Genomic DNA, 26907 nt, shown 5'->3' on the forward strand with positions numbered 1-26907 from the left:
ATGAGCAATGACTGGCGACTGACCATCGCCGAGGCGATCAAACGTCCGTTGTTTCGGCACGCCGAGGTCGTGGCGGGCCACCGGGGCCTGGCCCGGCCTGTGCGCTGGGTTCACGTTCTGGAGACGGCCGATACGGGCCAATTTTTAAATGGCGGCGAGCTGATTCTCTCCACCGGACTCGGCTTCGGCGAGGCGAAAGAAAAGCGGCTCGCCTATTTGGCCGAGTTGATCCGGCGCAAAGCGTCCGGCTTGTGCGTGGAGCTGGGAGTGTACATCCCGTCGATTCCGGCGGACATGCTGGAGATGGCCAACCACCACGAGTTTCCGCTCATCGTCTTCCATCAGCCTGTGCGCTTCGTCGATATTACGCAAGATTTGCACGAGCATCTCATCAATCGGCAAATGCAGGCGCTGCGCGACCTCGAAGCGTATTCCCGCGGCTTGCAGCAGCTCAGCCTGCAGGCGGCGGGCATCCCCAAGCTGCTCCAGCATTTCCAGTCCGCAGTGCAAACCCAGGTGCTGTTTTACTCGCCAGACGTCGCTGCCCAGTACGTTCCGGCCTTGCCGCACGCAGTCCAACTGGAGATGACCGAGCTGATGCGCGCTCATTTTGCGCAAGCAGACACGAACGACGCCAGCGTCCGCTTTCACGCGTTGTCACAGACCAAGCAGTTGATCTATCAGCCGGTGATGGCAATGGGCCACCTGCTGGCCTACGTCGGACTGATCTTGTACGAGCGCGAGGCAGACGAGTATTTGCTGTTGACGCTGGACAACACCGTCTCGGCAATGGCCCAGTTTTTCCTGCGCAAAATGTTTGCCGAGGAACAGACGCGCGCCATGGAAAACCGTCTGTTCGACGAACTCATCGCCAACCGCGCGATGCCCGAGGAGCATATGCGCACGTTGCTCGGCCTGTCCGGCAGCAGCAAGGCGCCTGCATACTACACGCTCATCATGTCTTGCGAAAAAAACACCGACCAGACAGACGATGCCCTCCCGCCGCACGATCTGACGGCGATATTCCGCTCACTGCTGACGCGGCAAGGCTTTCGGCCGTTCATCCGCTGCACGGGCAACCGCTTCTACGTTTTGCTGATCGACCAAAAGACAACGGCGAACGCACGGCGGGCGCTGGAAAAGGCGTGGGCAGACATGAAGCGGATCGCCGGACAAATGCTCGGAGCGGACGCCAGGATTTGCTGCGGGATCGGGCGGGTGGGCAAACGGTTGTCTGACGCCGGAAGACACTTGGCGGAAGCGGAGCAGGCCCTCGCTTTTCAGCGCGAAGCGACGAGCCCTTTTTTCACGGACCTTGGCTTGTTTCGCCTGCTGTTTCATATCCCGACCGAGCCTGTGCTGGCGAGCTTCATCGCGGACTATCTGGGCCCGTTGCTTGCGCACGACCAAAAGCATGGCTCCGCCCTCGTGCACACGCTGCGCGTCTACCTCGACGCCAACTTGTCCAAGCAGGAGGCTGCCGAGCGCTTGTTCATTCACCGCCAGACGCTCTACCACCGCCTGGAAAAAATCGCGGAGCTGCTCGGGGACGACTACGCCTCCCCGGAGCGCCGCATCTGTCTGGAGATCGCCCTGCGCGCGCGGGAATGGCTGCAAAAAGAAGAGGGAGGCGTCCTTGCGTAAAAAAGGCCAGCTCCCGTGCCGTTCACCGTTTGCGCAGCGACGTTGGACAACCAGGCATTCGCCCTTTTTGCCGACGCTCTCGCCGCCTTTTGGGCAAAGACGCATTTTGACCACCACACATCTGAAAGCGGATGAGAAAACTTGGCTACGCCAATGGCCAGGCGCTGCCTTACTTGCCCTTATACCGGATAAGAAGCTTATGCATTCTTATCTGTACAAAAAAAGACACAGCCCTTCGCTCGCGTCAAGAGCAAAGGCTGTGTCTTTTCCGTTTATTCATCGCGCTCGCCACGCTGTCGGGAGTAACTAGCGCTTTTTCGTTCGTCCCGGATACCGCAAGTCCATGCGAAAATTCGCTTCTTTGCCGTCCGCAAGCTCCACTCGCACCTTGTACAGACCGGACTTCGGCAGCTTCACCGACAGCGCCTCGGGATTGTCCGTCCCCGTCGCGACAGCCAGCTCCTTCTTGTTGTTGTCGTACACGTACACTTGCAGGTCCGCTTCCTCGTCCCATTCCAGCGACAAGCTCATCTCTCCCGCTACAAAGCTGCGGATGACGTACTCCTTGTAAGGAGTCTTTTTGTTCAGCGTCCCTTTTTTCCATTCGCTTCTGATCTCATAGTCTTCGTTGCCCTCTTGGCCGCTGTTGTCGTCATCCTCTTCCTGGCCGTCTTCGTCCTCATCCTTGACCTTCGCCCATTTCCCGGTCGTGGCGATGGCGTACGGCTGCGGGCCTTTTGGAATGTTGTAGCCTTCCACGGTCACGGTGTACGTCCCTTTTTCCGGCTGCAAAATCCAAATCTGCTCGACGTTGTTCAGGTTGTCTTCCTGGTCGTCGTACGGCGCTTCGAAAAAGTCGTTTCCGTTCAGGCGCTCGCCGCTCGGGGTCGTGACCTTCAGATTCAAGTCGTTGACCAGAGTGCGCCGGGCGGCAAACGAAGCCGGATAGTCCGTCCAGGCAAGCGTGATCGCAAGCGGCTTCGAGCTGTCTGTCACCTTGACCGCGTACTCGGCCTTTTCGCGCGTCCGCAACCCGTCCTTGACGTCTTTGTAGCTCGTCTGGATCGCCTGCTCCAAATTCGCCCGTCCGAAGCCTTGCTTGCGCATGTCTTCGCCGAGATCATCCGCGCTCGTCAACAGCATCGCTTTGAGCAGGGCACCGCTCGGCTCCTTCTCCCCCTGCTCGTCCAAATACTGCCGGACTTGCGCGACGCCGCCCGCGAGAATCGGTGTCGCCATGCTCGTGCCGCTCATATAGGCGTAGTAGTCGTTGAAGCGCTTGTCAAAATTTTTGCTCGGCGCAAGCGAAGAGCGGGTCGACAAAATCGACGTGCCCGGAGCCACGATATCCGGCTTCAAACGTCCGTCCGCTGTCAGTCCGCGACTGCTGTCTTCCCATACCTCGTCCTTGTTATCCGAGTGGTCGCCAAGGCTCGGGCGGACGTTTTCCGACGCGCCAACGGCGATCACATTTTTGGCGGTAGCCGGGCTGCCGACGCTCTGATAGCCAGCCACTCCAAAGTTGCCCGCCGCGATCAGCGCGGTCATGTCCGGATGCTCCCACAAAAATCGGTCAAACAAAAACGAGCTTAAACTGTAGTCTCCTTTGTCATTGGCGCCCCAAGAATCCGAATGAATCCGGGCGCCGTCCTCGTACGCTTCCTGCAAAATCGTTTCCACGTCGGTCACCAGCTTGCCGCTGCGGTCTTCAATCGAGTGAAAGACGAGCTTCGCGTCGGGAGCCATCCCTTTGTACTGCCCGTTCGATGCCTCGCCTGTGCCAAGAACAGCCCCGGCCACGTGCGTGCCATGCCCGTGCCTGTCGCTGGCATCGTCTTTTCTGCCCATGGCGTACAAGCTTTTGACCTGGCCTTGAAAATCCGGGTGCATCGACTTCAGGTCGCCCGTATCCAGCCCTGTATCCGCTACGCCGACGATCTGTCCCTTGCCAGTGTAGCCTGTAGAAGCCAGCTCGTCCGCATGGATGATCGTCGCTGCGATGTCGTTGTGCAGTTCATTTTCCGGGACAGGGACGATCGCGATGACGTCCTCCGATTCGATAACTTGTCCAATCGCGTCTTCGTTCATCGTGACGATGGAGATATGCGGCGCGATCTTTGGCGACTCGATCTCTTTTATATCTGCTTCATCCGCCAGCCGGCTGACGGTGCGCAGCATGTCCACCTGTTGGTCGAAGCCAATTACGGCTACCTCTACGGCTTTCGTTTTTCCCAGGGTGGATCGCAACTGCGGAGCCAGCTTGGCCTGCGGATGATACGGAATCACTTTTTTCACAAAGGAAAGCCGCTCGATTTCTGCGCGTTGCTCCTCGCGAGCCAGCTTGGCCAAAAAGGCGTAATCCGGTATGTAATCGCCCAGAGTAGCACCCAAATCTTCCAGTTGTTCTTTCCATTGTTCGCGCACCGGGCCGGACAACTGGATGACGACGAGGTCAGAAGCGCTCCGTCTCGACGATGTTTTCTCTATCGCCAGCTCTTCCTTGGCTTCGATCTCGATATGTCCCCGTCTCTCTCCCGGCTGCTGCCTGGCCTCTGCCGGCAAGCTTGCCAGCAGCATGCTCAAAGCGATTGTTGTCGATAATGTTGCCTGCCATCTTTTTTGCAAAGAAAAACACCCTTCCCCTCATGGCCTTGTTTTTCCATTATACGGGATCGGGTGAATTGTCAAAAGAGTAGGAAGGCAGACGCCTGGGACAAAAACTAGGCTTTTGTCCCATTTTCCTCGCTTTCCCATGTCAGCAACGGTTGAAAGTCGCTCCATAAAAGCGTCGCCAGCAGCTCCTGGTCCCAGCTCTCGCGGGACATGCCCGTAATGCGCAGCGCCTGGTTCTGGATCGCCTCCTGCAAAAGATTGTAGCTGAACCGCCCGTTTCCATGCAGCCGCTGCTCCTGGGACGCTTTTTCCAGCCTTTGCCGAATCGCCGCCACGGCGTTGTCCTCGATCACATAGCCCGCCTTCTGTGCCGCCTGCTCTAAAATTTGCACAAGCTCTTCCACGGAGTAGTCGGGGAAGTGGATGTACTTTTTAAATCGCGACAAAAGTCCCGGATTGCTCAGGAGCAGCCCGTTCATTTCCCTGGAGTAGCCTGCCAGCACCACAACCAGGTTTTCCGCGTGTCTCGTCATTTCCTCGACGAGCGTGTGGACCGCCTCCTGGCCGAAGTCTTGCTGGCCCGGTCCGAGCAGGGCGTATGCTTCATCAATGAACAGCACACCGCCCAACGCCTCGCGCACTTTTCTGCGGGTGAGCGCCGCCGTCTGTCCGACGAAGCCTGCGACCAGATCCGCACGGCTTGCCGTGACGAGGTGACCGCGCTTCAAATACCCGACCTCCTGCAACATTTGCGCGTACAGTTGCGCTACCGTCGTTTTCCCCGTGCCCGGATTGCCTGTAAACACGGCGTGCAGCTCAATCGCGTTCTTGGGCAAGCCTCTGGCCGCCCGCTCCTGCTGCACGGCGACATAGGCGGCGATTTTTTTCAGCTCGGCCTTCACCGCTTCAAGCCCGATCAACGACTGGAGCTGTGCTTCGGCGGACGATTCCGCAGTCGGCTGGGGCGCTTCGCTGACATCCTCCGGCCGCAAAATCGTGAAGTCGTCCCATTGCAGCGCTTTGCCCGCGGTCGCCCGCCCTTTGGCGAATATCGCGTCCAGCACCAGATTGGTGACGGTGCGGGCATTGCCGAACGTATCGTCCACCTGCGCTTTTTCGATGCGCTCCCGCAACGCCGTCTTGGCAGCATCCGTCAGCGTAAAGTCGTTTCGCGCCGCTACCGCGTCCGCAATTTGCACCAGCTCGTCTGCGTCGTAGTCCGGCAAAACAAAGTGGCCTGCCTGCGGAAAGCGGCTGTACAAGCCCGGATTGGCGTACAAAAACTGCCGCATTTCTTCCGGGTAGCCGGCGAGCATGACCACAAACCGTCCGGCGTACTCCCCGCTCGTCATCGCAGCCACCAGCGTGTCGATCGCGTTTTGCCCGTAGTCGCTGCCCGAGCTGTCCGGCCGCTTCAAGCTGTACGCTTCGTCGATGAACAGCACTCCGCCGTCCGCCTGCTTGATCGCCTCCATCACCCGCTGCTCCGTCTGCCCGACGTATCCGCCTACCAGATGAGAGCGGTCCACTTCGATCAACTGCCCGTTGGCAAGCAGCCCCAGCTCGTGGTACAGGCGAGCGATCAAACGGGCCAGCGTCGTCTTGCCCGTGCCCGGATTGCCCATCAGCACGAGGTGCAGCGGCAGTTGATCGTGCATGTGCCAGCCTTTTTCCTCGCGCAGTTTCCGGTATTGCAAAAACTGGGCAAGCTGGCGCACTCGCTGCTTGATGTCACGCAGTCCGATCAGGCTCTCCAACTGCTCCAGCGCTGACAGCTTGCTATGGCGCTCGGCTGCAGGCGCTTCGCTGGCGACGTCCGGCTCGTCTTCCGGCAAAAGCTGCGCCTTTTCCTGTGCCTGCAAATTCAGGGCGCGAATCGTCTCCTGCAACTGGTTCAACATCTCTGCCGAGAAAAACACGCCGGAGAGCGATGCCCCGTACGATTGGACGCGCTCCAGCAGCTCGGCCAGCAGCCTCTGCCGCCTGCCGTACAGGTCGACCAGACGTTCCGCTGTCGCTCTCGCCTGCTCGTCCCCCAGCTTATGTGCCGTATGCAGCGCTTCTTTGGCAATCGCCTGCCACTGTTCGATTTCCGCTTGGGCGAGCAGCGCTTTTTCGCGCAGCACCTCTACGGCTCGTCTTTTGGCGACGACATTATCCGTCTCGCGAACGGTCGGAAACCCGGTTTCAAACGGATGGCTGCGCAGTTGCGAAAAGGCGAGCCGCAGTTGTACACCCAGTGCGTACAGATCGTTCGGCTTAAGCGACAGCGCCCGCTCCAGCCACTCCTGCGCCAGCGCATAGCCGCCTTTTTTCGCCATGCGCAAAACGGACAGCCTGGTCAGGACCGCCGCTTCTGCCCGATCGCGCTGCTCGTCCGGACTGTCGGTACGTGCCTCTTCTATTTTTTGCAAAAGGGCCAAACATTCGGCCTCTGTGTATGCTTGAATTTGTGCGGGGTCGACCAGCGCGCCCTCTCTGGCAGGCTGCCGATCTCGCTCGTGTTGTTGTTGCATGCTTTTTGCTCCTCCCGCTCTTGTGTCATTCTTTGTTGTAGCACATTTGCAGGTGGAAGAAAAGGTGATGCGGCAAACTTGCCGTTATGCGCTTTTGCCAAGGCGCAGCCCGCCCGCGTTTTTCGCGGCAAACAGAACCGCGAGCACGAGCAGAAGTCCCGCTGCGCCAAACTCCAGCCAGGTGCCGCCCGCTCCGTACATCGCCGCTCCCGCTACGGGTCCCGCCGCCATGCCCATGTAGCGGATCAGGTTGTAGACGCCAATCGCGGTGGCCCGTTCCTGTTCAAACACTTCCGACAAGAGCGTAGTATGCACCGGCATCCCGATTCCGAGTGCCAGAACGAACAGCGCGCTTGTCACGACGAGCAAGACGAGCGATGCATCTGCTGCCGCCATGAACAAAAAAGTCGCAACAGCGTGCATTCCGGCTGTCCAGACGAGTGCTTTGCGCGATCCCCACCGCTTTTGCACACGGGCAGCCAGCTTGCTGCTAATCATAAAGACGACCGATGTGAGCAAAAACAACAGACCGATTCGCTCGCTGGACAAGTGGTAGCGGTGCGTCAGCTCGACGGGGATGAACAGCAGGAAGCAGTAATACGTAAACATTTGCGCAAAGCCGAGCAAAATCACGGCCGCTCCCGTCGGCTGCCGGAAAATATCGCAGTAGGCGCGCAAGTGAAAGCTTCTCGCGGCTGTCTGGCTGTTTTTCGTCTCCGGCAGCAACAGTCCGTTCCCGATGAGCAAAAGAACTGCGGTTACGGCCAAAAATGCAAAGACAGCCGAATGTCCGCCCACTCCCCCGATCCAGCCGCCGAGCAACGGGCCGATGGCTGGTCCTACCGCCAGCATCATCTGGTACGTTCCCATCGCATTCGCCCGCTCGTTGCCCGCAAACAGGTCGCCAATCATCGTGGCAGCCACAATCGGGATCGCGGCGAAGCCTGCGCCTTGAATCGCGCGAAAAACGAGCAAGGAAGCAATCGAATCAGCCAGATAGCAGCCGACGGAAGCAAGCGCATACAGGACGAGTGCCGGAATCAGCACCTTTTTCCGGCCGAACCGATCCACGAGCGGCCCGTAGACGATCTGCATCACAGCCAGCATGACCGTAAACAGCGAGATTGTCAGGTTGATCCAGTATTCGCTCGTCGCAAACGCCTTTTGCATGGCGGGCAGAATCGGCATAAACAAATTTTGGGCAAACGTTCCGAGCAAAATGGTCACGCCCAACAAGACGAGTACTTTTTTCGCATCCATTTGCGGTTTCACCTCATTCTCATAATTGTGTCCAAGGAAACAATTTGCGAAAACGTTAGGGAGAACCCGAATCCGTCTCCCTTCACGTCTTTGCCCAGTTCTTTTCCAGCTCTTTTGTCGCTTCGCCAATGAACCGCGCGACAAACGCCAGCTCTGCTTCGCTGTAGTTGTCCAAAAAGCGGTACACGTTTTTCTCCAGCCGCGCGTGAAAGCTATCGTGAATGCTGTTCACCAGCTCGCCCACTTTGGTCAGGCGGAAAAAAACTTCCTTCTGGTTGTCTTCCAGTTGGTAGCGCTCCAGCAGCCCTTTTTTCAGCAGCTTCACCGTAATTTTCGAAATCGCGCTTTTCGTGACCCCGATGTTTTGCGCAATCGTCGTTACGTTCATCCGGGTATCTCGGCCAATCGCGGAAATGACGTGCAGCTCCGTGACCGAGAGGCTGCCCAGATGCTGGTATTCGGGAATGCTGTTCTGGATGAGGCGCAAGAGCAGCGCTTCGCGGCGTTTGCTCTGCTCCTCCTGTTTATGGAGAAGCGCGAGCCACTGATTCCAAATTTTCGTTTTCTGATCCAATTCAGAAGTCAGCTCCTTTGCCAATCGCCTTTTTGTTTCCTCGGAAACATTTTCACTGTATCACGTTTGAAGACAAGTGGCAAGCAAAAAACCGCAGCCCTGCCGTCCCGAGCTGCGGTCTTGCTTGAGCGTTACCCTTGCACATTTCCCAATTCCACGTCGGCGGCAAAATGGGCGCGCGCAGACTCCAGCACTTCGCCTTCCGAGCCTGCCGAAATTTTATAGTTCGCAACCACCTTTTTGCCGTTTCGCACCTGCACGTTGTACTGCGAATCGCCATCGTATGTGCATTCGCACTGATAGTCCTTGCCGTTGACCTGAATGTTTCCTTCCACAGCGGTCACACCTCCCCTCCTAGTGTGACCAACGCTCTTCTCCCTCATGCTACGATCAGACAAAAAGCTCGACGCTTCTCCCCGTCGCAGCGGACTCCATCGCCGCTTCGATAATGCGCAAGGCGTACAGCCCGTCTTCTCCTGTCACCGCCGGAGCAGTTCCCGTGCGAATCGCCTCGACAAACGCGTCGATGACGCCACTTTTGGTCTGTGCGTCATTGGTCTGCATCGCACCGATCTGGTAAACCGCTCGCTCGCCGCCTGCGGTCACGACCTCGATGTCCTTTTGCGGGTCGGCAAAAATTTTCATGATGCCGCGCTCGCCGTATAAAATCGTGCTGTTGTCCTCATCGCCGTAATAGCTCCAACTGAACGACGCCGTGCCTACTGCGCCCGACTGCGTTTTCAGGAGGCATACCATATGGTCGCACACCTCGATGGGCTGGCCCTGTTCGTCTTTTTTGTCCAGGACGTCTGCAAACGCGCTGACCTGAACGATCTCGTCCTGGAGCAAATAGCGCAGCAGATCCACCTTATGAATGCCCAAATCGCCTGCCACTCCGAGCGCTGAGCGCGCTTTTTTGAAAAACCACGTGCCTTTTGTCCGATTGGCGCTCCAATACTCCGGACCTTTATGCCCGAAGCTCGTCTTGAACGAAAGAATTTTTCCCAGCTCGCCTGCCGCGATCAGTTGCCGCGCCTTTTGATGGGCGGGTACGAGGCGCTGGTTGTGGTCGACCATCAAAATCTTCCCCGAAGCGCGCGCTGCGGCGAGAATCGTCTCCGCCCCCTCGCTCGTCGTCGCCATCGGCTTTTCGCACAGCACATGCTTCCCGGCGAGCAGCGCCTGTGTGGTGATGATGTGGTGCATTTCGTTTGTCGAGCAGTCGCTGATCGCTGCAAGTTCCGGATGGTGGACGACTTCTTCCCAACTGCCAGCTACTTGTCCGCCGTACTGGGCTGCCAGTTTTTGCGCGCGCTCGGGATTGGGGTCGTAGACGAGGTGGATTTGTGTGTACGGATTGCTGCTGTACTCAGGCGCATGGCGATGCGTAGCGATCGAACCGCAGCCGATAATGCCGACTTTCAATGTCACGGTATCCTCTCCCCTTTTTCCTGGTTCCTGTCCGCCTTTTGACAGAAGCAAGGCTGAAGTCGCAGGTTGTCCAGCTTGTCGGTAAATCATTTCGCAATATTCTCATTATACAGATATTTGCTCCATTGGAAAACTTCGCTTCGGCCCGCTTTTTTGTCGTGGCATGCGACTGAAAAAGACGGCAAGCCCTTCCTGGGGCCTGCCGTCCTTTCCCACTGGTTGTTTTATTCGACCGAGTACACTTTGCGGCTGGGCAGCTCCAGGCAATGCAACCGCCCGCCGAAAACAGCGCCGCCGTCAATGCCGATGATGTTGTTTTCGCCGAAGTAGACGTCGTGCTTCCCGTGCAAATTTTCCGTCGGGGTATGCCCGAACACGACGGTCTTTTCCCCTTGGTAGCCTTTGTGGAACTCGTCGCGAATCCACATCAGCTTGTACGGGTCGGTTTCCGCCACAGGCGTCTGCGGATGCACGCCACCGTGGACAAAAATGTATTCATCCGTCTCGTGATAATGGGCCAGTCCGCCCAAAAAATCGAGGTGCTCCTGCACTTCCGGCGTCACTTCCAGAGACGCTGGCGCCCCCGGTTCGGTCTGTGCAGCCGCGTGGCCGTAGCTGGCCAACGTCGCCTGGGCGCCATTGCGAAACCAGCGCTCGATAAATACCGGGTCCTGCTCGAACGATTTCACCATCATATGGTCATGATTGCCCATCAGGACAATCGCCCCTTGCGCATGAAGCTGCTTCACTTTTTCCACGACTTCTCTGGACTTCGGCCCGCGGTCGACATAATCGCCGAGCAAAATGAGCTGGTCGTGCTGCGGATCGTAATTCACAAGCTCCATCAGCGACTCCAGCTTGTCCAGCTCCCCGTGAATATCGCTGATTGCCAATATCCGATTCATCCTAACCCTTCTTTCTTCTGTCTGTACGCTTCCGCTTTTTCTGTTTCATTGTACGCTCCCTCCCGCCCGATTTCTACCCTGCGGGCAAGATTGTCTGGCAAAAAACAGACAGCCACGGTCGAAAAGACCCGTGACTGTCGTGCGTACGCCCGTTTATTTGCTTGGCATTTCGTTCCAGAACGTAATGTCGTCCACATCGAGCCGGGTGGTCGGATGACCTGGCTGCGCCGCTTTGCCCACGGCGATCAGCATGACGGTTTCGTAGCGGTCGGAAATGTTGAACGCCTCTTTGAACAATTCGGCGTTGTAGCCGCCCATGGGCACCGTGTCGTAGCCACGCGCTTTTGCCACGAGCATGAACTGCATGGAAACAAGCCCGCCATCCACGAGAGCAATTTCCTTAATCAGACTGCGCTCGCGATTTTCGTAGCGGCGATTGATGTTGGCGATCATCGTCGCCTTCGCCTCTTCGGTCATGTAGCCTGCGTCGATGGCTTTCTGGTAAATTTGCTCAGCCTGCTTGTAGCCCTCTTAGTCGCCCAGCACGGCGACGATCGCCGCAGCCTCAACGACTTGCTTCTGGTTGAACGCAATCGGCAGCAGCTTTTCTTTCAGCTCCTGCTCGTCGATGATGAGGAAGCGCCAAGGCTGAAGGTTGGAGCTGGATGGCGCCAACGTAGCTTCGGCCAGCATCTCTTTCAGCTCGTCGCGGGAAATTTTCACCGTTGGATCGTAATGACGCACCGATCGCCGTTCAGAAATGACGTCAAAAAAAGCCTTTTTGTTCATGACTTGTTCCATCTCCTTACTCCTCCAATCAGTAAGTAACTAACCTTTGTTTATAAAAAAACGGAAGTGTTCAAACTGTATCATATCTGCCAATCTTTTGGCAATCCTTTGAACTGTAAGAAAACGTAAAAAAACGCTTTGGCACGTCCAGGCACTTGTACAAAAAACATGTACAGGTGCCTGGACGAGAGCCAAAGCGTTTGCTTCATCCGCTCTTTTTGCCTACACAGGCGAGAACGCCGACAGGACGGCGGGTTGTCTCACGGTTTCGTTGTTCGGCAGTTGCACGATGAGGTGGCCGCTGTCCGCATCCTCGCCGCCTTCCCAGCGAAGCGCGAATGGCTTGCGCTCAAAAGCGTCGTTCTCATCGAGACTCGCCAGCATCTTTTTCAGCGTGTCTGCCGTCACCGGAACAGGCACGCTCGGGCCTTCCTCCTGCGGAAGCGAAAGCAGCTTGGGCGCGTCTTCAAAATACAGGACGGTATCGAGCAAAAGCGACACCTGCTGCCAGCTCAATGGGGATACAAAAGCTTCAAACGGAGTTGCCATTTTCCATCATTCCTTCTCTTCGCCAGGTTCGAGATCGAACAAAGTGACAGGCGCCGCTGTCGACTTCGGTTGCACACTCGCGGATTCGCCCTCTCCAGAGCCTTTTGCTGGTTCTTCTTTTGCTTCCTCTGTCGGCAGGACGGTTTCGAACACAACGGATTTGACGCCGCCTTCTACCAGGTGGCGACCAATTCCGCCCTGCTCGTTGACGTTGACCAGGCTCGTGTCGACCAGCGTCCATTCGTTTTGCGCCGTCCACGCGTACACCGTCTCGTCGATGAACACTGCCGCAAGCTGGTGCGGGTGGTTTTTGCGCTTGCGAATAAGCTGTACGCCTTTTCCGGCCCGGCCTTGCAGCGGAATGGCCGCAATCGCTGTCCGCTTGACCACACCTTCGGCTGTCAATAGCGTGAAGGCGCGGCTGTCCTCTTCCTCAATCGGGAGCATGGTGACGACCGCATCGTCAGGCGCGAGCGTAATCGCCTTAACGCCACTGGAAGCGCGGCCGGTCGGGCTGACTTCTCCCTGCGGGAAGCGAATGCCCATGCCGTCTCGGGTCGCCCCTAAAATGCCGCCTGCTTCGCCTGTCACAAATACATGCACAAATTCGTCATCTTCTGATTTCAGCTTGGCAGCCACCAACGCGCTCGAACGATTGGTCTCGTACTCGGACAGCGCGGTCTTTTTAATCAGCCCGTTTTTGCTGACGTGGTAAACAAACAGCGGCTGCTTGAAGTTTTCCACGATCGTAAAGCCGACAATGCGCTGATTTTTTTCCAGCGGGATGACGTTGACCAGCGCGGAGCCGATGTCCTTCCACTTGTCGTCCGGGAAAGCATTGACGAGCGTGGCGAAATACTTCCCGTCCTGCGTGAAAAACAAGGCGGTATGGGACGTATTCGTCTCCACGAAGTAGCGAACCTTGTCCCCTTCCTTGACCCCGCACGTTTCCAGGGTTCCGCCCACTGACTTGAAGGAGCGCGGACTCGTCCGCTTGATGTATCCTTCGTTGGTGAGCGTGACGATGCAGTCTTCCGCATTGATCTGCATCGCGATGTCGATCTTGATTTCCTCGATCTCTCCCTGGATTTCGGTCAGGCGCTCTTCGGCGTACTTTTTCTTGATTTCGTTCAGCTCGCTTGTGATGACCTGAATCAGCTTTTTCTCGCTGGCGAGAATCGCTTCAAGCTCCTCGATCTCTTTGGCCAAAGTCGAAAGCTCTTTTTCCAGCTTGACGATGTCCAGCCGGGTCAGGGAGGCGAGCTGGATGCTCAAAATCGCATCGGCCTGCTCATCCGTGAAGCCGTACTTCTCCATGATGTTTTTCTTGGCGTCGGACCGGTCTTCGGAATCCATAATCGTATCGACGATTTCGCGCAAAATGGATTTGGCGCGAATCAACCCCTCGACGATGTGCTTGCGTTTGCTCTTGCGCTCAAGGTCGTAGTTGCAGCGATTCGTCACGACTTCTTTCTGGTGGTCGATATACGCACCGAGCAGCGCTTTAAGTCCCATCTGGCGGATGGTTCCTTCGTGGATCACGTTCATGTTGTAGTTGTAGTAAATTTGCAGGTCGGTGTTTTTGTACAAGTAATTCAGAATCGCCTGCTCATCTGCTTCCTTGCGAATGTCGACGACGATGCGGACCTTGTTCATTTCCGCTTCCTTGCGCCCTGTCTCGTCGCGGACGGCCATCGCGCCTTCGATTTTGCGGTCCATCACCAGCTCGTCTATTTGCGCGACCAGCTTGGACTTGACCACTTCGTAAGGAATTTCCGAAATGACGATCTTTTTCACTTTCCCGCCCTTTGGCTCTTCCATGTGGGTCTTCGCGCGAATGATGAACTGGCCGCGGCCTGTCTCAAACGCCTTGCGAATACCCGACACCCCTTGGACGATGCCCCCGGTCGGAAAATCCGGGCCTTTGACGTGCTTCATCAGTTCGTCGAGCGAGATGTTCGGATTTTTCATCTGCGCGATCGCCGCGTCTATGACTTCGCCCAGGTTGTGGGTAGGAATATCGGTGGCAAAGCCGACGGCAATCCCGGTAGCGCCGTTCACCAGCAAGTTTGGAAAGCGCGACGGCAACACGGCCGGCTGCTGCGCCGAGTTGTCGTAGTTCGGGATGAAGATGACCGTATCTTTTTCAATATCGCGCAAAAGCTCGTTAGCGAGCGCGGACAGTCTCGACTCCGTGTAACGCATCGCCGCTGGCGGGTCGGCGTCGAGGCTTCCGAAGTTGCCGTGTCCCTGAATGAGCACCTGGCGCATTTTCCACCATTGCGCCATGCGCACCATCGTTTCGTAAATCGCCGAGTCGCCGTGCGGATGGTACGTACCCATGACGTACCCGACTGTTTTGGCCGATTTGCGGTACGGCTTGTCGTGCGTATTGCCTTCCTGGTACATCGCGTACAAAATCCGGCGCTGCACTGGCTTCAGGCCATCGCGGGCGTCGGGAATCGCGCGGGAGAGGATAACCAGGTTGGCGTAATCCCCAAACCGCTTGCCCATGATTTCCGCGAAGCTCTGGTTAATGATCTGATTGGACAACATGTTTATTCATCCTCTCCCACTTCAAAGGTAACGTGGTTCTCGATCCACTCGCGACGCGGAGGCACTTTGTCCCCCATCAGAACCGTCACGAGCTTTTCACAGTGAGCGAGGTCTTCTAGCTCGACTTTAATGAGTTTTCGCGTCTCCGGGTTCATCGTAGTTTCCCACAACTGATCGGCGTTCATCTCGCCCAAGCCTTTGTAGCGCTGTACTTCTGCGCCGCGTCCGACCCGTTTTAACGCCTGCTCCAGCTCGTGGTCGCTCCAACAGTAGATCGACTCCGTCTGCTTGCCCTTCACCTGTTTTTTCACCTGGTACAAAGGCGGCTGGGCGATGTACAGATGACCGGCGGCGATCATCGGGCGCATGTAGCGGAAGAAAAACGTAAGCAAAAGCGTCTGGATGTGGGAGCCGTCGACGTCCGCATCGGACATGATGATGACTTTGTCAAACGCGCAGTTTTCGATGTCGAAGTCTTCCCCGATGTCCGTCTCCAGCACTTCCAGAATCGTGCGGAACTCCTCGTTCGCCAACACTTCAGACAGCTTGGCCTTTTCCGTATTCAACGGTTTTCCCCGCAGAGAAAACAGCGCCTGGAACTCGGAGTTGCGCGCCTGCTTCGCAGAGCCGCCCGCAGAGTCACCTTCGACGAGAAACAGTTCATTGCGTTTGGAATCCCGGTATTGCGGCGGCGTGAATTTTTCCGAAATGGATTTGCGTTTTTTCGCCGTCTTGCCTTTTTTGTCTCCGCGCAGAGCTTCGCGCTGTTTGCGCAGCTCCTCGCGAATTTCAGCGGAGCGCAACGCCTTGTCGATCAAAAGCTTGCCTATTTCCGGATTTTCCTCGAGGAAGAAGCCCAGCTTCTCGGAGACAATTTGCTCGACGATCGCCCGCGCTTCTTCGTTGCCCAGCTTGTCCTTGGTTTGGGACTCGAACTGGACATCAGCCATTTGCAATGACAGCACACCGAGGAAACCTTCCCGCAAATCATTTCCTGTCAAGTTGGGATCTTTGTCCTTCAAATACCCTTTTTTCCGCGCGAACTCGTTGAAAATCCGGGTCGTTCCGTTGCGAAATCCGGTGACATGCGTACCGCCGTCTGTCGTGACGATCGAGTTGACGTAGGAGACGAGCGTTTCCGCGTAGCCGTCGTTGTACTGAAAAGCCAGCTCGACGTAGACGTTGTCTTTTTCCCCTTCAAAATAAACGATCGGGTGCAGCGTGTTTTTCCCCTCATTCAAATAGGAGACGTACGACTTCAGACCGTCCTCGAAGTAAAATTCTTCCCGCTTCTTCTCCGGGCCGCGCTCGTCAATCAGCACCATGCGCAGTTTCTTGAGCAAAAACGCCGTTTCCCGGAAACGATCGCGAATCGTCTCGTAGTCAAAGCGCGCGCTGCCAAATATTGCCTCGTCCGGCAGGAAGCGCACAGTCGTACCTGTCCTTTTGGTCGTTCCGGTCACTTCAAGGTCTGTAACGGGCTTGCCGACGTGCTCGATGCCTTTTTCGTCGACTACGTAGGCAAAGCGCTGCTTGTGAATCTTGCCTTCGCGGTGAATCTCCACTTCGAGCCACTTGGACAAGGCCACGACGACGCTGGAGCCTACGCCGTGCAAACCGCCGCTTTTTTTATAGCCGCCGCCGCCGAATTTTCCTCCGGCGTGAAGCGTCGTAAAAATGACTTCCGGAACGGGCCGTCCCGTCTTGTGCATCCCCGTCGGAATTCCCCGACCGTGGTCCTCGACGCTGACGCTGCCATCCTTGTACAACGTGACGATGATCGTATCATTGACGCCAGCCAACGCCTCATCCTTGGCATTGTCGACGATTTCCCACAGGAGATGGTGCAAACCTCTGCTTCCGGTCGAGCCTATGTACATCCCAGGGCGCTTGCGGACGGCGATCAGGCCCTCCAGTACCTGGATATCTTCCTCGGTATAGGTCAGTGTATGTAGTGTGTCTGTTTCCTTCAATCGCGCTCTCCCCTCTACTTTTCGAAAAAGCGTCCAAAACAGGCTTTCGTTTTGGTAACCGCACAGGTCATCGCCTTGCTCTTGGGAAAACATCCTTTCCGTCCGAAAGGGAATATTTCACAAAAAAAGCGAACACTTAATCGCTATTGTACCGTATGCTTCCCATAGTATTCAACGCTAGTCACAAAATGGGGCAAAAAAACCACCCCGCCCCTAGCGAGATGGCCGATCCTGCACAGTATTCCCCGTATCCACTGGCGTCAGGCCGAAACCGTTTAGCCCAAGCATATGACGCTTCGTCATTAGTGTAGCATTTGCAGCAAAGCGAGGTCAAAGCGAAACCAGTCCCCGCCTGCGCTCTTTACTTTATTTCTTGCTCGTTTTGGAAAATCCCTGCTCGTTCAAACAATTTCTTCCGACATCGCGCACGCAACTATTTCCATTCATCTATACCGCGCGGGCGGGCAACCTATTAGAGCATCGATTCCTGAGGCGACATAGGGGGGAATAACGTTGATAAGTGCGACCAAGCCGTTTGTCAAGTTTCATCGGTACGATCAGGAGCTGGTTTCGGACATTCAGGCGTTGAACTCGTCTGGCTATCATAAGGATGACATTTGGGTGCTGAAGTGGAATCCCGATAAAAACCACTCGAATCAACGCGACAATTTTTATAAATACAGTACGCATTTTGAAAGTGCTGTAGGCGACATCGACAGCAAAGCCCACTTCTTCGACAACGGCGGCGAGGAGCTGCGCACCCGGCTCGAAAAGCTCGGGTTGACCAAGGATGAATGCTCCGCGCTGGTCAGGGAGCTGCAAGAAACGGACTACACCTGCCTTTTGGTCGTCCGCGACCTGAAAGACAACATCATCAAAATGAACGACTGATCTGCCCATCAAAAAAGCCGCTGCCGGTTTGTTCAAACCAGGCAGTGGCTTTTTTACGCTTGCGAGCATCCCGCAACAACGCGGGCACACGATTATTCGCCTTTGTCGATCAGTTCAATGCCTTCCAGAACCTCGTTCAGCTTCGCGTACACAGCGCTTTCTTCGTCTTCTTCCAATGGAACCATTTCGCCGCCGTCGATCTGGAATACGAAGATGTCTACTTCTTCATCCAGCTCTTCTTCGGCCTCCTCGTCTTCGAGCGCTTCCGTCAAGGCAATATATTCTTTACCGTTCAGGTCGAACATCGCCACTACTTCAAAATCACCCAACGGTTCACCGTTTTCATCGTCCAGCGTAATGATATCGCCCAATTCGAGGTCTTTGCTATCTTCTGTCAATGCGTTCACGTCCTTATGCTGATATTGGTTCTCTACACCATCATACCTTTTTTTCCGGCAGAAGCAAACAGGTGAATGGCGCTATCGCACCGGCAATCTGATTTCGAAAGTCGTCCCTGTCTCTTCCTTGCTGCACACAGAAATCGTCCCGCCGTGATTGGCGATAATTTTGTAGCTGACCATAAGCCCGAGTCCCGTCCCGTTCGGCTTCGTGGTGAAAAATGGCTCGCCCAGTTTCAGCAGTTGTTCCTCGGCGATGCCGCAGCCTTGGTCGGTAAAGGCAATCAGCATCATCCCGTCCTCGACACTCGCCGACACGGTCACGACCCCGCCATTCGGCATCGCTTCCACTGCATTTTTCAACAAATTGAGAAACACTTGCTTCAACTGGTTTTCCTCGCAGACGATGGCAGGCAGATTGTCGGCGTAGCTGGTGAGTATCTGGACGTTGTACATGATCGCATGCGTGTCGGCAATCATGACGATCTGCTCCAGGAGCGGCTGCATCTCCCTTTTCCGCTGGAATACGACCTGCGGCTTGACGAGCACGAGAAATTCGCTGATGATAAATTCGATCCGATCCAGCTCGGACAACATGATCCGGTAATACTCGTCCTTGCCGCCGGAGTGCGCCCGGAGCAGTTGGACAAACCCTTTCAGCGACGTCAGCGGATTGCGAATCTCGTGGGCCACCCCCGCGGCCATCTGCCCGATCACCGACAGCAGCTCGGACTTGCGCACCAGCTCTTCTGCCTGTTTACGCTCGGTAATATCTTGCACAATCCCGATCACAGCCGGCTTTTGCTTGTACGTGCTCGTTTTTTGCAGCACCTCGACATCAATCCGATTGCCGTTTTTGCACAGACCGCGAAACTGGTAGTGAATGTTCGAGCGATCCCCGTTGATTCTGCGCTCCTGATGCGTGCGAACAATGTCCCGCTCTTCCTCGATGACGAGGTCGGAAGCGGTCATTTTCACCAGTTCTTCCTGACTGTAGCCGAAAATATCGCCGAGCCTCGGGTTGACGTAAACAAACCCCGGCTCGTCCACATACGCGATGTAGACGCCGACCAGTGTATCCTCGACCAGACTGCGGTACAGCTCTTCTGCCTCCTGCATCTGCTGCTTCATCTGCTTGTATTCCGTAATCTCTGTGGCAGAGCCTATGATTTCAGTGACGATGCCATTGCGGCAAATCGGCGTCAGGACGGAGGAAAAGTAGCGTTCACCAAACGCAAGCTCGTATTCGATCGTCTGTCCAGCGAAAGCGAGCTGGTAGTAAGGCATGATCGATTCGATCCCGTACTGGCGTAAAATATCTTCTGCGCGCATTCCTTTTAATTTTTCCGTGTCAACGCCAAACTCATACGCGAGCTTGCCTTCCGACAGATCCAGGACAAATTCGTCTTGTTCATTCCGGATAAAGGTAAAAATATGATTATGTACGTTTTGAATAATGTGGAACCATTCCTCTTTGGGTGAAAGCACCCCAGCCTCGACGCCTTGTGCACGCAACAACCATTCACCTCTTCTGTCATAAGGATATGGACAAATTCACCACAGAAGACGCTTTTCCTCTTTTTTCCGGGCAAACCTTCCCGCTATAAAAAACAACCTACCGTCATGGCAGGTTGTCCGCTTTTTACTCGCTGTACTCTTGAAGCACGCCTTTTTCCAGCAAAAACGCTTCCTCGGCTTGCAGAATCGTAATGATCGCTTCACGCTGCACGTACATGCCCGCAGAAGCGAGACGACTCTCAATCGATCTGAGCAATTCTTCAAAATCAATAATTTGCACTTCTTCCTGTTTGCTCACAAAAAGCCCTCCCTTTTCCGACACACACCCTTCATTTTACACGAACAGACCATTTCTTCCAACTCCACCATTTTCGCCGGATCGGCTTGAGCAAATACGCGCTCCACACCATCAGCAATAGCGCCAGCACGACGTAAAAGCAGGAAAAAAACAGCCACGGCGAAAAGGCGAACTGCTCGGAGTGGTCCAGCGTCTCTCCCAGTATGCCAAACAGGACGATGATCGGATTCATTCCCGCCAGCACTTGCAGCTCCGGCAAATTCCAGACGCCTTGATCGGGGTACATGTCCGGGTAGCTTTGCTGTAGCCATTCGCCGATGAAGAAAAAGAGCAGCCCGGTTCCGACGACGAAAAAGAAAGCGATCCCGTACGAAGTAATCGTGCTAATCGAGGTGCGTTTGATCCATGTCGAGCAAAACAGCCCAAGCGAGCCCAAAAAGAAAATGTTGACGGCCAGAAACAGAATCAACTGCGCCATCTGCTCCGGCGACACGCTGCCGTACAGCATGACAATGCTGTACAGCGGCATGGAGGCGACGAGCAACAGCGTGGAAAAAGCCAGCGACGTAATCAGCTTGCTCCACACAATCGTGGCAGGCGACAACTGCGTCGTCAGCAAAATGTGCAGCGTCTGCCGTTCGCGCTCGCCGCTGATGGCCCCCGCCGTCAGGGCAGGCGCGACAAAGCAGACCATCGCATAATGAATCGCCGCTGATATGAGAAACAGGTTGCGATTCTCGCCCAGCGCCTCTGCCCGCAACGTATCTGTCAGCAAAAAACCAAGCGGAATCCCGCCCATGATGAGCAGGTAAATCGCCAGGATGCACACCGTTTTCCGGGAGCGAAACCGCTCGCGCATTTCCTTGACGAGAATCGGGTTGAAAAGGAAGCCGTTCATTCCATACCGACTCCTTCCGTAATCGCCATGAAAACGTCCTCCAAGTTTTTCTTCGCGTCACCGTAGTAGACGACCGCCACCTGCTCGTCGATCAGCTCTTGCAACAGGTCGGCCTTTTCCTGCTCGGCGCCCTGAAAATAAAAGCGGAAGCCGCCCATGTATTCCTCCAGATGGTTCACATGCGGCGAGCTTTCCAACAGCAGCGCCGCTTTGTCGAGGTTGCGCAGCGCGCGAAGCTGCATGACGCTTCCGCCTGTCTCTCTGCTGCTTACTTCGTGGACAGAGCCGCACGCGATCAGTTTCCCGTTTTCGATCACGCCGATATCATCGCACAGCTCGGCCAGCTCCGGCAAAATGTGCGAGCTGATGAGAATCGTTTTGCCCATCTCGCGCAGTTGCTTGATAATCTCCCGCAGCTCGATGCGCGCCCGCGGGTCCAGGCCAGACGCCGGTTCGTCGAGAATCAGGACCGCCGGATCGTGGACGAGGCATCTCGCCAGCCCCAGCCTTTGCTGCATCCCCCGCGACAAGGAATCGACAAACGCATCCGCCTTGTGCGCCAGGTTGACCAGCTCCAGCAGGTCGGCTACGAGCGAGCGTCTTTTGCGCGCCGGGATTTTAAAGGCGCCCGCGTAAAACTCCAAATATTCCACAGCCGTCAAGTTGTCGTACACGCCAAAAAAGTCGGGCATGTAGCCGAGCGACTGGCGCACGCTGGCCGGGTCCTTGCGAACGTTGTAGCCGCAGACGTACGCTTCGCCTTCGCTCTGTTCCAGCAGCGTGGACAAAATCAGCATCGTCGTCGATTTTCCGGCGCCATTCGGGCCGATGAAGCCGAACACTTTTCCCGGCGCGATGGACAGATTCAAGTCTGACAAAGCTTGCAGGGTACCGTAGCGCTTCCCCAGATGCACGGTTTCAATTACCACTTTCTCACCCCTTCAACCTGGAAAAACGGCGTTGGCAGCGACAGGCGCGAAGCTGTGCTGTTGGAAAAACGAAGCAACAGCGTGCGGTTGGCTGTCAAGGCATCCTGAAGTTCTTGCTCCAGCACCAGCTTTGTCCCGTGCTCCACCGTCCGCCACTTCCCGCTTTTCTGGTGGAAGTACTCGATTCGGAACGGGCGGTACGAACTGTGGTCAAGCGGAACAAGCAACCGCTTCAACTCCAGGTTCGTCGCGTCCGTCCGCAATTCAAACGTAATGCTTCCTTTTCCGAGCTGCCAGAGGTAGCCTGAGTTCGATTCGTAGTCGCCGCTCGCTTCAAACAGCTCTGCATTGAGCAGTCCGTACGGCAGGATCACATCTCCTTCGGCTTGCGGCTGGAGTTGGACCGTCTGGTTGACGACATTCCAGTAGTGAGCCTGATGCGGCTCCTGCATTTTCATCAGCGGAACCGGCTCTGTCGTAATCCCGATCAGCCGCACCTGGCCGCCCTGGGCATAGCCGATGATGTTCTCCTGCATTTCTTTGCGCCGTTTTTCGGGCGAATCTTGTTCGTCCTGCTGCTGATCCCGCGGCATAAACAGCGACTCCAGCACGGCGTCAATCTGTTTCTCTTCTCCTTTTTTCAGCGCGCCAATCGGAATACGCTGCAAGCCGACCTCGAGAAACGACTGCTCGTAGGAGTACACCGTGTTGTTTTTCACCTGTCCGACCAGCCTGTTCTCCTCGACATGCACATCCACCTCAAACGCGCCGATGTCGTGCATGACGCCAAAGCCGATTGCCTGTTTCGGAGTCAGGTACGGCAGATTGCGGTAAGACAACAGCCGTGAACCGTCTGTTATTCCTTCCGGCTCGTAGTCGTTTCGGCCCTGCGTCAACGGAACAGCGACAATCGACGGCTCCACGATCACGTCATAGCCGTCCTTGTCGACTGCCAAAAAAGTAGTCCCGGTTCGCACTTTGGCCAACTTTTCATCCAAAACGCTGATTTCCGAAATCGTGTAGCTGACGTTCGTTTTCACTACGAGCGGCTTTCCGATCGCGAAAATCCCGACCGTCAGCAGAATGGCCGCTCCCGGAATGATTCCCCACGCCCATTCCCGTCTGCCGGCTTTTTTCAGCACGAAATAAGCCAGCGGCGCCACCAAAAGCACATAGCCGCCCCACATGACCACCATCCAGACAGGAGGCGGAGTTTGCACGTCGGGGATTTTTTTGCTCAGCTCCAACAAAGAACGCGACATCTGGTCGAAATAGCGCTTGTTTTCCAACACAGTCGTCACGCCTTGCTGGACCATGACGTTTTGCCACAACGGCAAATTGTGCTGCCAGGAAGCCAGCGGCTCAGCGGTCACATCGTAGTTGACGAACAGAAAAACTCCTTGGCCGCTCTTTTTCGCGACATATAGCGGCAGCTCCTTGTTGTACACGCCCAGCTTGCCGGGCGGGGCGGGCTTGTCACCTGCATACGTGCGTAGCGCCTCTGCAAGTGGCACGCTCCCTTTTTGTCCCGCCTGAATCGGCAAAATGTCCGCGAACCTTTGCACTAGTCCATCCTGCCCCGGCCCTGCCGACAGGATGACGACTCCTCCCAGCTTGATCCACTCCTTGATCGCGGCAAGCTGCGCGTCGTCGATCAACGCTCCTTGCTTGCCGCTAATCGCCAGCACGTCGAGACTCTCGTACATCCACGACTGGTCCGGAAGCATGTCCGGAGTCAAGTTTTGCACCGAGATCGGCCGATTCATTTTCGATTGGGAGGCGTTCACCGCGAGAAAATGAAACGCGTTTCCGCCCTCATCCACGACGCCGATCGTCTGCCCGTCTTTCGGATAAGGGAGGCGCAGCTTTTCGGATTTTAGGACCTGTCCGTTTTGCGTGACGTGAACGTACCAGTTATCGAGCAAGATTTGCATCGGCAAGTCGAAAAACAGCGTCGTGCTCTTGCCTTGTTCCAGCTTGACTGGCCGACGAAAGTTCGATTGCCGCAAATTTTTGGACAGAGGCTTTCGCGACAGCTCCACGAAGCCCGAGATGTCTGTTTCCTGGCTGGTGATCGTCACACCGAGCCGCACCCATGATTCGTACTTGACGATGCCGCCCAAAGGCAAATTCACTTCTATATCCATGTTGTTCTCCGCCAGCGCCGGCTGTCCCGCAAAGCCCAGGCCGAACCAGGCGACCGCAAAGACCAACATCCATTTCCATTTCATGCTTGTTCCTCCGCTCGTTATCGTGACGCCAGTGAAACAACCAGCTCCAGCGGCTGACTTTCACGCGAAATAAGCAAGATTTGCTTTCCTTTTGCCGCCCAATTCCCGCGGATCAGCTCGGCAGCATGCTGGTTGCGCAGTTGCAGCTCTTTTGTCACGAAAGGCTCGTCTCCCACGTTGGCTACCATTAACTGGCCGTCCGGCTGCGTATAGGTCAGCTCCTGCTCGGAGCGCCAGGAAGCCCACTGGCCTTGTCCGAGCATCGAAATCAGCCCTGTACGCATTTCCATGACCTGCACGGCCCCTTCCTTGCGAAACGCCAAAAAGCGTCCATCTGGGGACCATTCCGGCTGCGAGCCCTCGGTCAGCTTCCATTCCTGAAAGGAAATGGTGCTGCTGACCCAAATTTCGTCATTGCCGCCTTTCGAGCGGGTATAGGCAATCGAGTCGTCATGCTGCGACCAGCTTGGAGAGCTGTAGGCGACGCCTTCTTCTTCTTTTAAAAGACGACTGCTGCCCATGCTGTACGCCGTTGGCAGCTCCACGATCCACAGCCGGGACATCTGCTCGGCCTGCTCGACAACCGCGATTTGCTTGCCCTGGTTCGACCAGGCCACCGCCACGTACTTGCCTTTTGTCGGAGGCAATTTGACAGTGGCAGGCTTTGTGTCGCCGTCGATCGGAAGCGTCCGCAGCTCGGACTGATGGGCGATGTAGGCAATCTGTGTCGCGGACCTGTCGATATCCACCTGTTCCACAGACGATTCGGCAGGCAAAGTGAGCACCTCATGCTTTTGGATCGTCACGGCACCTCTGCCCCACCACAGGCAAACCCCGACGGACAGCGCAACAACCAGCGCCGCACAGCTAATCCAGAGCAGCTTGCGTCTCTTCCACGGCTGTTGTCCTCCTTGGGCCTGCCCTTTTTTTGCTTCCAGTTCTTTCATTCGTTCCAGCAACTGCTTTCTCAAATCAGCCTTCAACTGGTAGTTGACAGGGACAGAACGGCGCATACGCTTCAAATGGGTCAGGAGTTGAGCTACAGTCTGATCGTCATTGTGACCTTGGGGGTATTTCTCCTCCTCTCTCATTCGGAGTCCCCCCTTTCGTACATCTTCTGAAGTTTTTGTAAGCCCCGATAGGAGATCATTTTGATGCTCGATTCTGTCTTGCCAAGCACTTCAGCGACCTGACTGATTTTCAGGTCGGCAAAATAGCGAAGCATGAGGACATCCTTCTGATCCTGCGACAACAAGTCCAGCCGGTCACGAAGCAGGCGAATTTCCTCGTTGGTCAACGCCTGCCGTTCCGGCTGCCACGTATCATCCGGTTCGCTTCCCAAAAAGTCCTCCTGGTCGACGGGAAGCTCCCTGTTTTTTCGCATAAAGTCCACGTATGTATTGTGAGCAATACGGAATATCCAGGAGGCAAACGGACTCGTTCTGCTGTATTGATCGAATTTTTCCAGCGCTTTCAAAAAGACCACGGTGGTCAGATCATCGGCATCCCACGTACTCTGGACACGGCAGCGCAAATAACGGTTCACGCGGTCGAAATACTCGTCGTACAGTTCGGTAAAAGGACGAGATTCGTAATAGTCTCCAGATGCTGGGTCCGATGGTTGCGCGGAACGCTTTATCGCCATTCCCATTGCGGTTTCCTCGGTTTCTCCCATTTTGTTGCATCGAGCCGGGATACAAGCACGCCATTCCTCCCGGCTCCATCCTATTTAAGTTATACGAACGGCCCGTCAAGAAGTTACAACGGACCATCCTTTTTTCAATTACTTCCCTAAAGCACGGCCAAGCTCGCTCAAAATGTCGTCGATGGCCTCGATCCCGACAGATATGCGGACCAGTCCCATCGTAATCCCGGTCGCCTGCCGCTGTTCCTCGGAAAAAGCGCGATGCGAGGTCGTAACCGGATGGGAAACGCTCGTCTCTACTCCGGCCAGAGACGGCACGAACTGGATCCAGTCCAGGGCCCGGTAAAACTCGTAAATCTCACTCTCATCCCGAAGCGCAAACGACACCATCGCCCCTTGCTTCGGTCTGGCGAAAAACGATGTCGCCTCCTGGCTCGGGTAGTAGACGCGGCTGACAGCCGGATGGCTTTGCAAAAACCTGGCCACTTCGCGCGCATTGTCGCATTGCCGCTCCATTCGGACCGCCAACGTCTTCAGCCCGCGCGCCGCCAGCCACGCTTCGAACGGACTGAGGGACGCGCCGTAATTGACGACGATTTCCGTCGCGCGCTCGATGAGCGGACGGCTTCCGACCAGCACACCGCACGTCACGTCGCTGTGCCCGCCGATGTACTTGGTTCCGCTGTGCACCACCAAATCCGCGCCAAAGGTGATCGGCTGGACGAGATACGGCGTCGCAAACGTATTGTCGACCATGACAAACAGGCCGAGTTCTTTTGCCTGGCGAATCCAGGAAGGCAGATCGACCACCGTGAGCAGCGGATTGGTAATCGTTTCCAAGAAAAACAGCTTTGTCGTAGGCCGTACGCGGCTCGCCAAATGGGTCCCCTCGTCAAGCACGATGCACTCCAGCTCGATGCCAAAACGCGACAGTTCTTTTTGCAGCAACGCGTAAGTGCCTCCGTATATTTCGTGAGAGGCGAGAACGTGATCGCCGGGGGAGAGGATCGAAAGCAAGCCAGCCATGATCGCCCCCATGCCGGATGCCGCGCTGACCCCCGCCTCCGCTTGCTCCAGACGGGCAACGGCAAAAGCCAGCTCGGCCTGGTTCGGATTGCCGTTGCGCGTGTACAAATATTCGCCTTCGCCCGCGTAGTACTTTTCGACTTCTTCCAGGCTATCGAAGGCAAAAACAGATGTCTGGTAAATCGGGGTAGACTTGCTCTCCGCTTGCCTCAGAGGCGCGTGTCCAATATGCACGGTAGTCGTTTCGAATCGTTCGCCCACGT

21 protein-coding genes and 1 pseudogene are annotated in these 26907 nt (G+C 55.9%); 2 read left to right on the forward strand and 20 right to left on the reverse strand.

Features of this window, described 5'->3' with window-relative positions:
- Entirely contained in the window at nt 1-1644 is a 1644-nt protein-coding gene (locus AC3WQH_RS00290) for a PucR family transcriptional regulator (protein ID WP_005831009.1), read from the forward strand.
- A 306-nt stretch (nt 1645-1950) separates the two neighbouring features.
- Here AC3WQH_RS00290 and AC3WQH_RS00295 read toward each other — a convergent pair whose 3' ends face one another.
- The 11 genes and pseudogenes from AC3WQH_RS00295 to AC3WQH_RS00345 all read right to left on the reverse strand — a co-directional run bounded on the left by AC3WQH_RS00295 (nt 1951) and on the right by AC3WQH_RS00345 (nt 16810).
- Nucleotides 1951-4221 carry a S8 family serine peptidase gene (locus tag AC3WQH_RS00295; protein WP_492331879.1) on the reverse strand — a complete coding sequence of 757 codons (2271 nt, stop codon included), beginning with the start codon at nt 4219-4221 and terminating at the stop codon, nt 1951-1953.
- Between the two features lie 143 nt (nt 4222-4364).
- On the reverse strand, nt 4365-6773 hold the full coding sequence (locus AC3WQH_RS00300; protein ID WP_492331868.1) for an AAA family ATPase: 2409 nt from the start codon (nt 6771-6773) through the stop codon (nt 4365-4367).
- Nucleotides 6774-6857: 84 nt separating this feature from the next.
- Nucleotides 6858-8033, reverse strand: a complete 1176-nt coding sequence (locus tag AC3WQH_RS00305; RefSeq protein ID WP_483072741.1) for an MFS transporter — start codon at nt 8031-8033, stop codon at nt 6858-6860.
- A gap of 82 nt (nt 8034-8115) precedes the next feature.
- Nucleotides 8116-8607 (reverse strand): MarR family transcriptional regulator, encoded by a 492-nt coding sequence (locus tag AC3WQH_RS00310; RefSeq protein ID WP_039971944.1) that lies wholly within the window; start codon nt 8605-8607, stop codon nt 8116-8118.
- A gap of 131 nt (nt 8608-8738) precedes the next feature.
- Complete coding sequence (locus AC3WQH_RS00315) at nt 8739-8951, reverse strand: hypothetical protein (RefSeq protein ID WP_005836325.1); 213 nt, start codon at nt 8949-8951, stop codon at nt 8739-8741.
- Between the two features lie 46 nt (nt 8952-8997).
- Nucleotides 8998-10038, reverse strand: coding sequence for a Gfo/Idh/MocA family protein (locus AC3WQH_RS00320; RefSeq protein WP_025845946.1), 1041 nt, complete (start codon nt 10036-10038; stop codon nt 8998-9000).
- Between the two features lie 224 nt (nt 10039-10262).
- Nucleotides 10263-10943 (reverse strand): metallophosphoesterase family protein, encoded by a 681-nt coding sequence (locus AC3WQH_RS00325; protein WP_025845948.1) that lies wholly within the window; start codon nt 10941-10943, stop codon nt 10263-10265.
- Nucleotides 10944-11096: 153 nt separating this feature from the next.
- Nucleotides 11097-11744, reverse strand: a pseudogene (locus tag AC3WQH_RS00330) (nitroreductase family protein).
- Between the two features lie 210 nt (nt 11745-11954).
- Nucleotides 11955-12281, reverse strand: a complete 327-nt coding sequence (locus AC3WQH_RS00335; RefSeq protein WP_005836319.1) for a hypothetical protein — start codon at nt 12279-12281, stop codon at nt 11955-11957.
- A 6-nt stretch (nt 12282-12287) separates the two neighbouring features.
- Nucleotides 12288-14837: a DNA topoisomerase IV subunit A gene (parC, locus tag AC3WQH_RS00340; RefSeq protein WP_025845952.1), complete on the reverse strand. Its 2550-nt coding sequence runs from the start codon at nt 14835-14837 to the stop codon at nt 12288-12290.
- 2 nt (nt 14838-14839) lie between these two features.
- A complete protein-coding gene (locus tag AC3WQH_RS00345; RefSeq protein WP_035317597.1) occupies nt 14840-16810 on the reverse strand; it encodes a DNA gyrase/topoisomerase IV subunit B in 1971 nt (656 codons plus the stop codon).
- A gap of 513 nt (nt 16811-17323) precedes the next feature.
- Between AC3WQH_RS00345 and AC3WQH_RS00350 the strand changes: the two genes are divergently transcribed.
- Nucleotides 17324-17701, forward strand: a complete 378-nt coding sequence (locus tag AC3WQH_RS00350) for a YflT domain-containing protein (RefSeq protein WP_005836313.1) — start codon at nt 17324-17326, stop codon at nt 17699-17701.
- A 92-nt stretch (nt 17702-17793) separates the two neighbouring features.
- On the opposite strand, the gene AC3WQH_RS00355 is transcribed toward AC3WQH_RS00350, so the two are convergent.
- The 9 genes from AC3WQH_RS00355 to AC3WQH_RS00395 form a co-directional block, all read right to left on the reverse strand.
- A complete protein-coding gene (locus tag AC3WQH_RS00355; RefSeq protein ID WP_005836311.1) occupies nt 17794-18099 on the reverse strand; it encodes a DUF1292 domain-containing protein in 306 nt (101 codons plus the stop codon).
- Nucleotides 18100-18180: 81 nt separating this feature from the next.
- Nucleotides 18181-19617 (reverse strand): PAS domain S-box protein, encoded by a 1437-nt coding sequence (locus AC3WQH_RS00360; protein ID WP_081774626.1) that lies wholly within the window; start codon nt 19615-19617, stop codon nt 18181-18183.
- Between the two features lie 124 nt (nt 19618-19741).
- Complete coding sequence (locus AC3WQH_RS00365) at nt 19742-19915, reverse strand: hypothetical protein (protein WP_005836307.1); 174 nt, start codon at nt 19913-19915, stop codon at nt 19742-19744.
- Nucleotides 19916-19946: 31 nt separating this feature from the next.
- Nucleotides 19947-20813 (reverse strand): ABC transporter permease, encoded by an 867-nt coding sequence (locus AC3WQH_RS00370; protein WP_007787015.1) that lies wholly within the window; start codon nt 20811-20813, stop codon nt 19947-19949.
- Nucleotides 20810-21742: an ABC transporter ATP-binding protein gene (locus AC3WQH_RS00375; protein ID WP_005836304.1), complete on the reverse strand. Its 933-nt coding sequence runs from the start codon at nt 21740-21742 to the stop codon at nt 20810-20812. The genes AC3WQH_RS00370 and AC3WQH_RS00375 overlap by 4 nt, the downstream gene beginning before the upstream one ends.
- Nucleotides 21736-23973, reverse strand: a complete 2238-nt coding sequence (locus AC3WQH_RS00380; RefSeq protein ID WP_005836302.1) for a DUF8725 domain-containing protein — start codon at nt 23971-23973, stop codon at nt 21736-21738. Before AC3WQH_RS00380 ends, AC3WQH_RS00375 begins: the two co-directional genes overlap by 7 nt.
- 17 nt (nt 23974-23990) lie before the next feature.
- Entirely contained in the window at nt 23991-25064 is a 1074-nt protein-coding gene (locus tag AC3WQH_RS00385; protein ID WP_007787012.1) for a TolB family protein, read from the reverse strand.
- On the reverse strand, nt 25061-25624 hold the full coding sequence (locus AC3WQH_RS00390) for an RNA polymerase sigma factor (protein WP_007787010.1): 564 nt from the start codon (nt 25622-25624) through the stop codon (nt 25061-25063). Before AC3WQH_RS00390 ends, AC3WQH_RS00385 begins: the two co-directional genes overlap by 4 nt.
- Nucleotides 25625-25756: 132 nt before the next feature.
- Nucleotides 25757-26905, reverse strand: coding sequence for a trans-sulfuration enzyme family protein (locus AC3WQH_RS00395; protein ID WP_290426156.1), 1149 nt, complete (start codon nt 26903-26905; stop codon nt 25757-25759).
- Nucleotides 26906-26907: the final 2 nt, after the last annotated feature.

It is taken from the genome of Brevibacillus sp. FW301-21C12A (assembly GCF_058788915.1).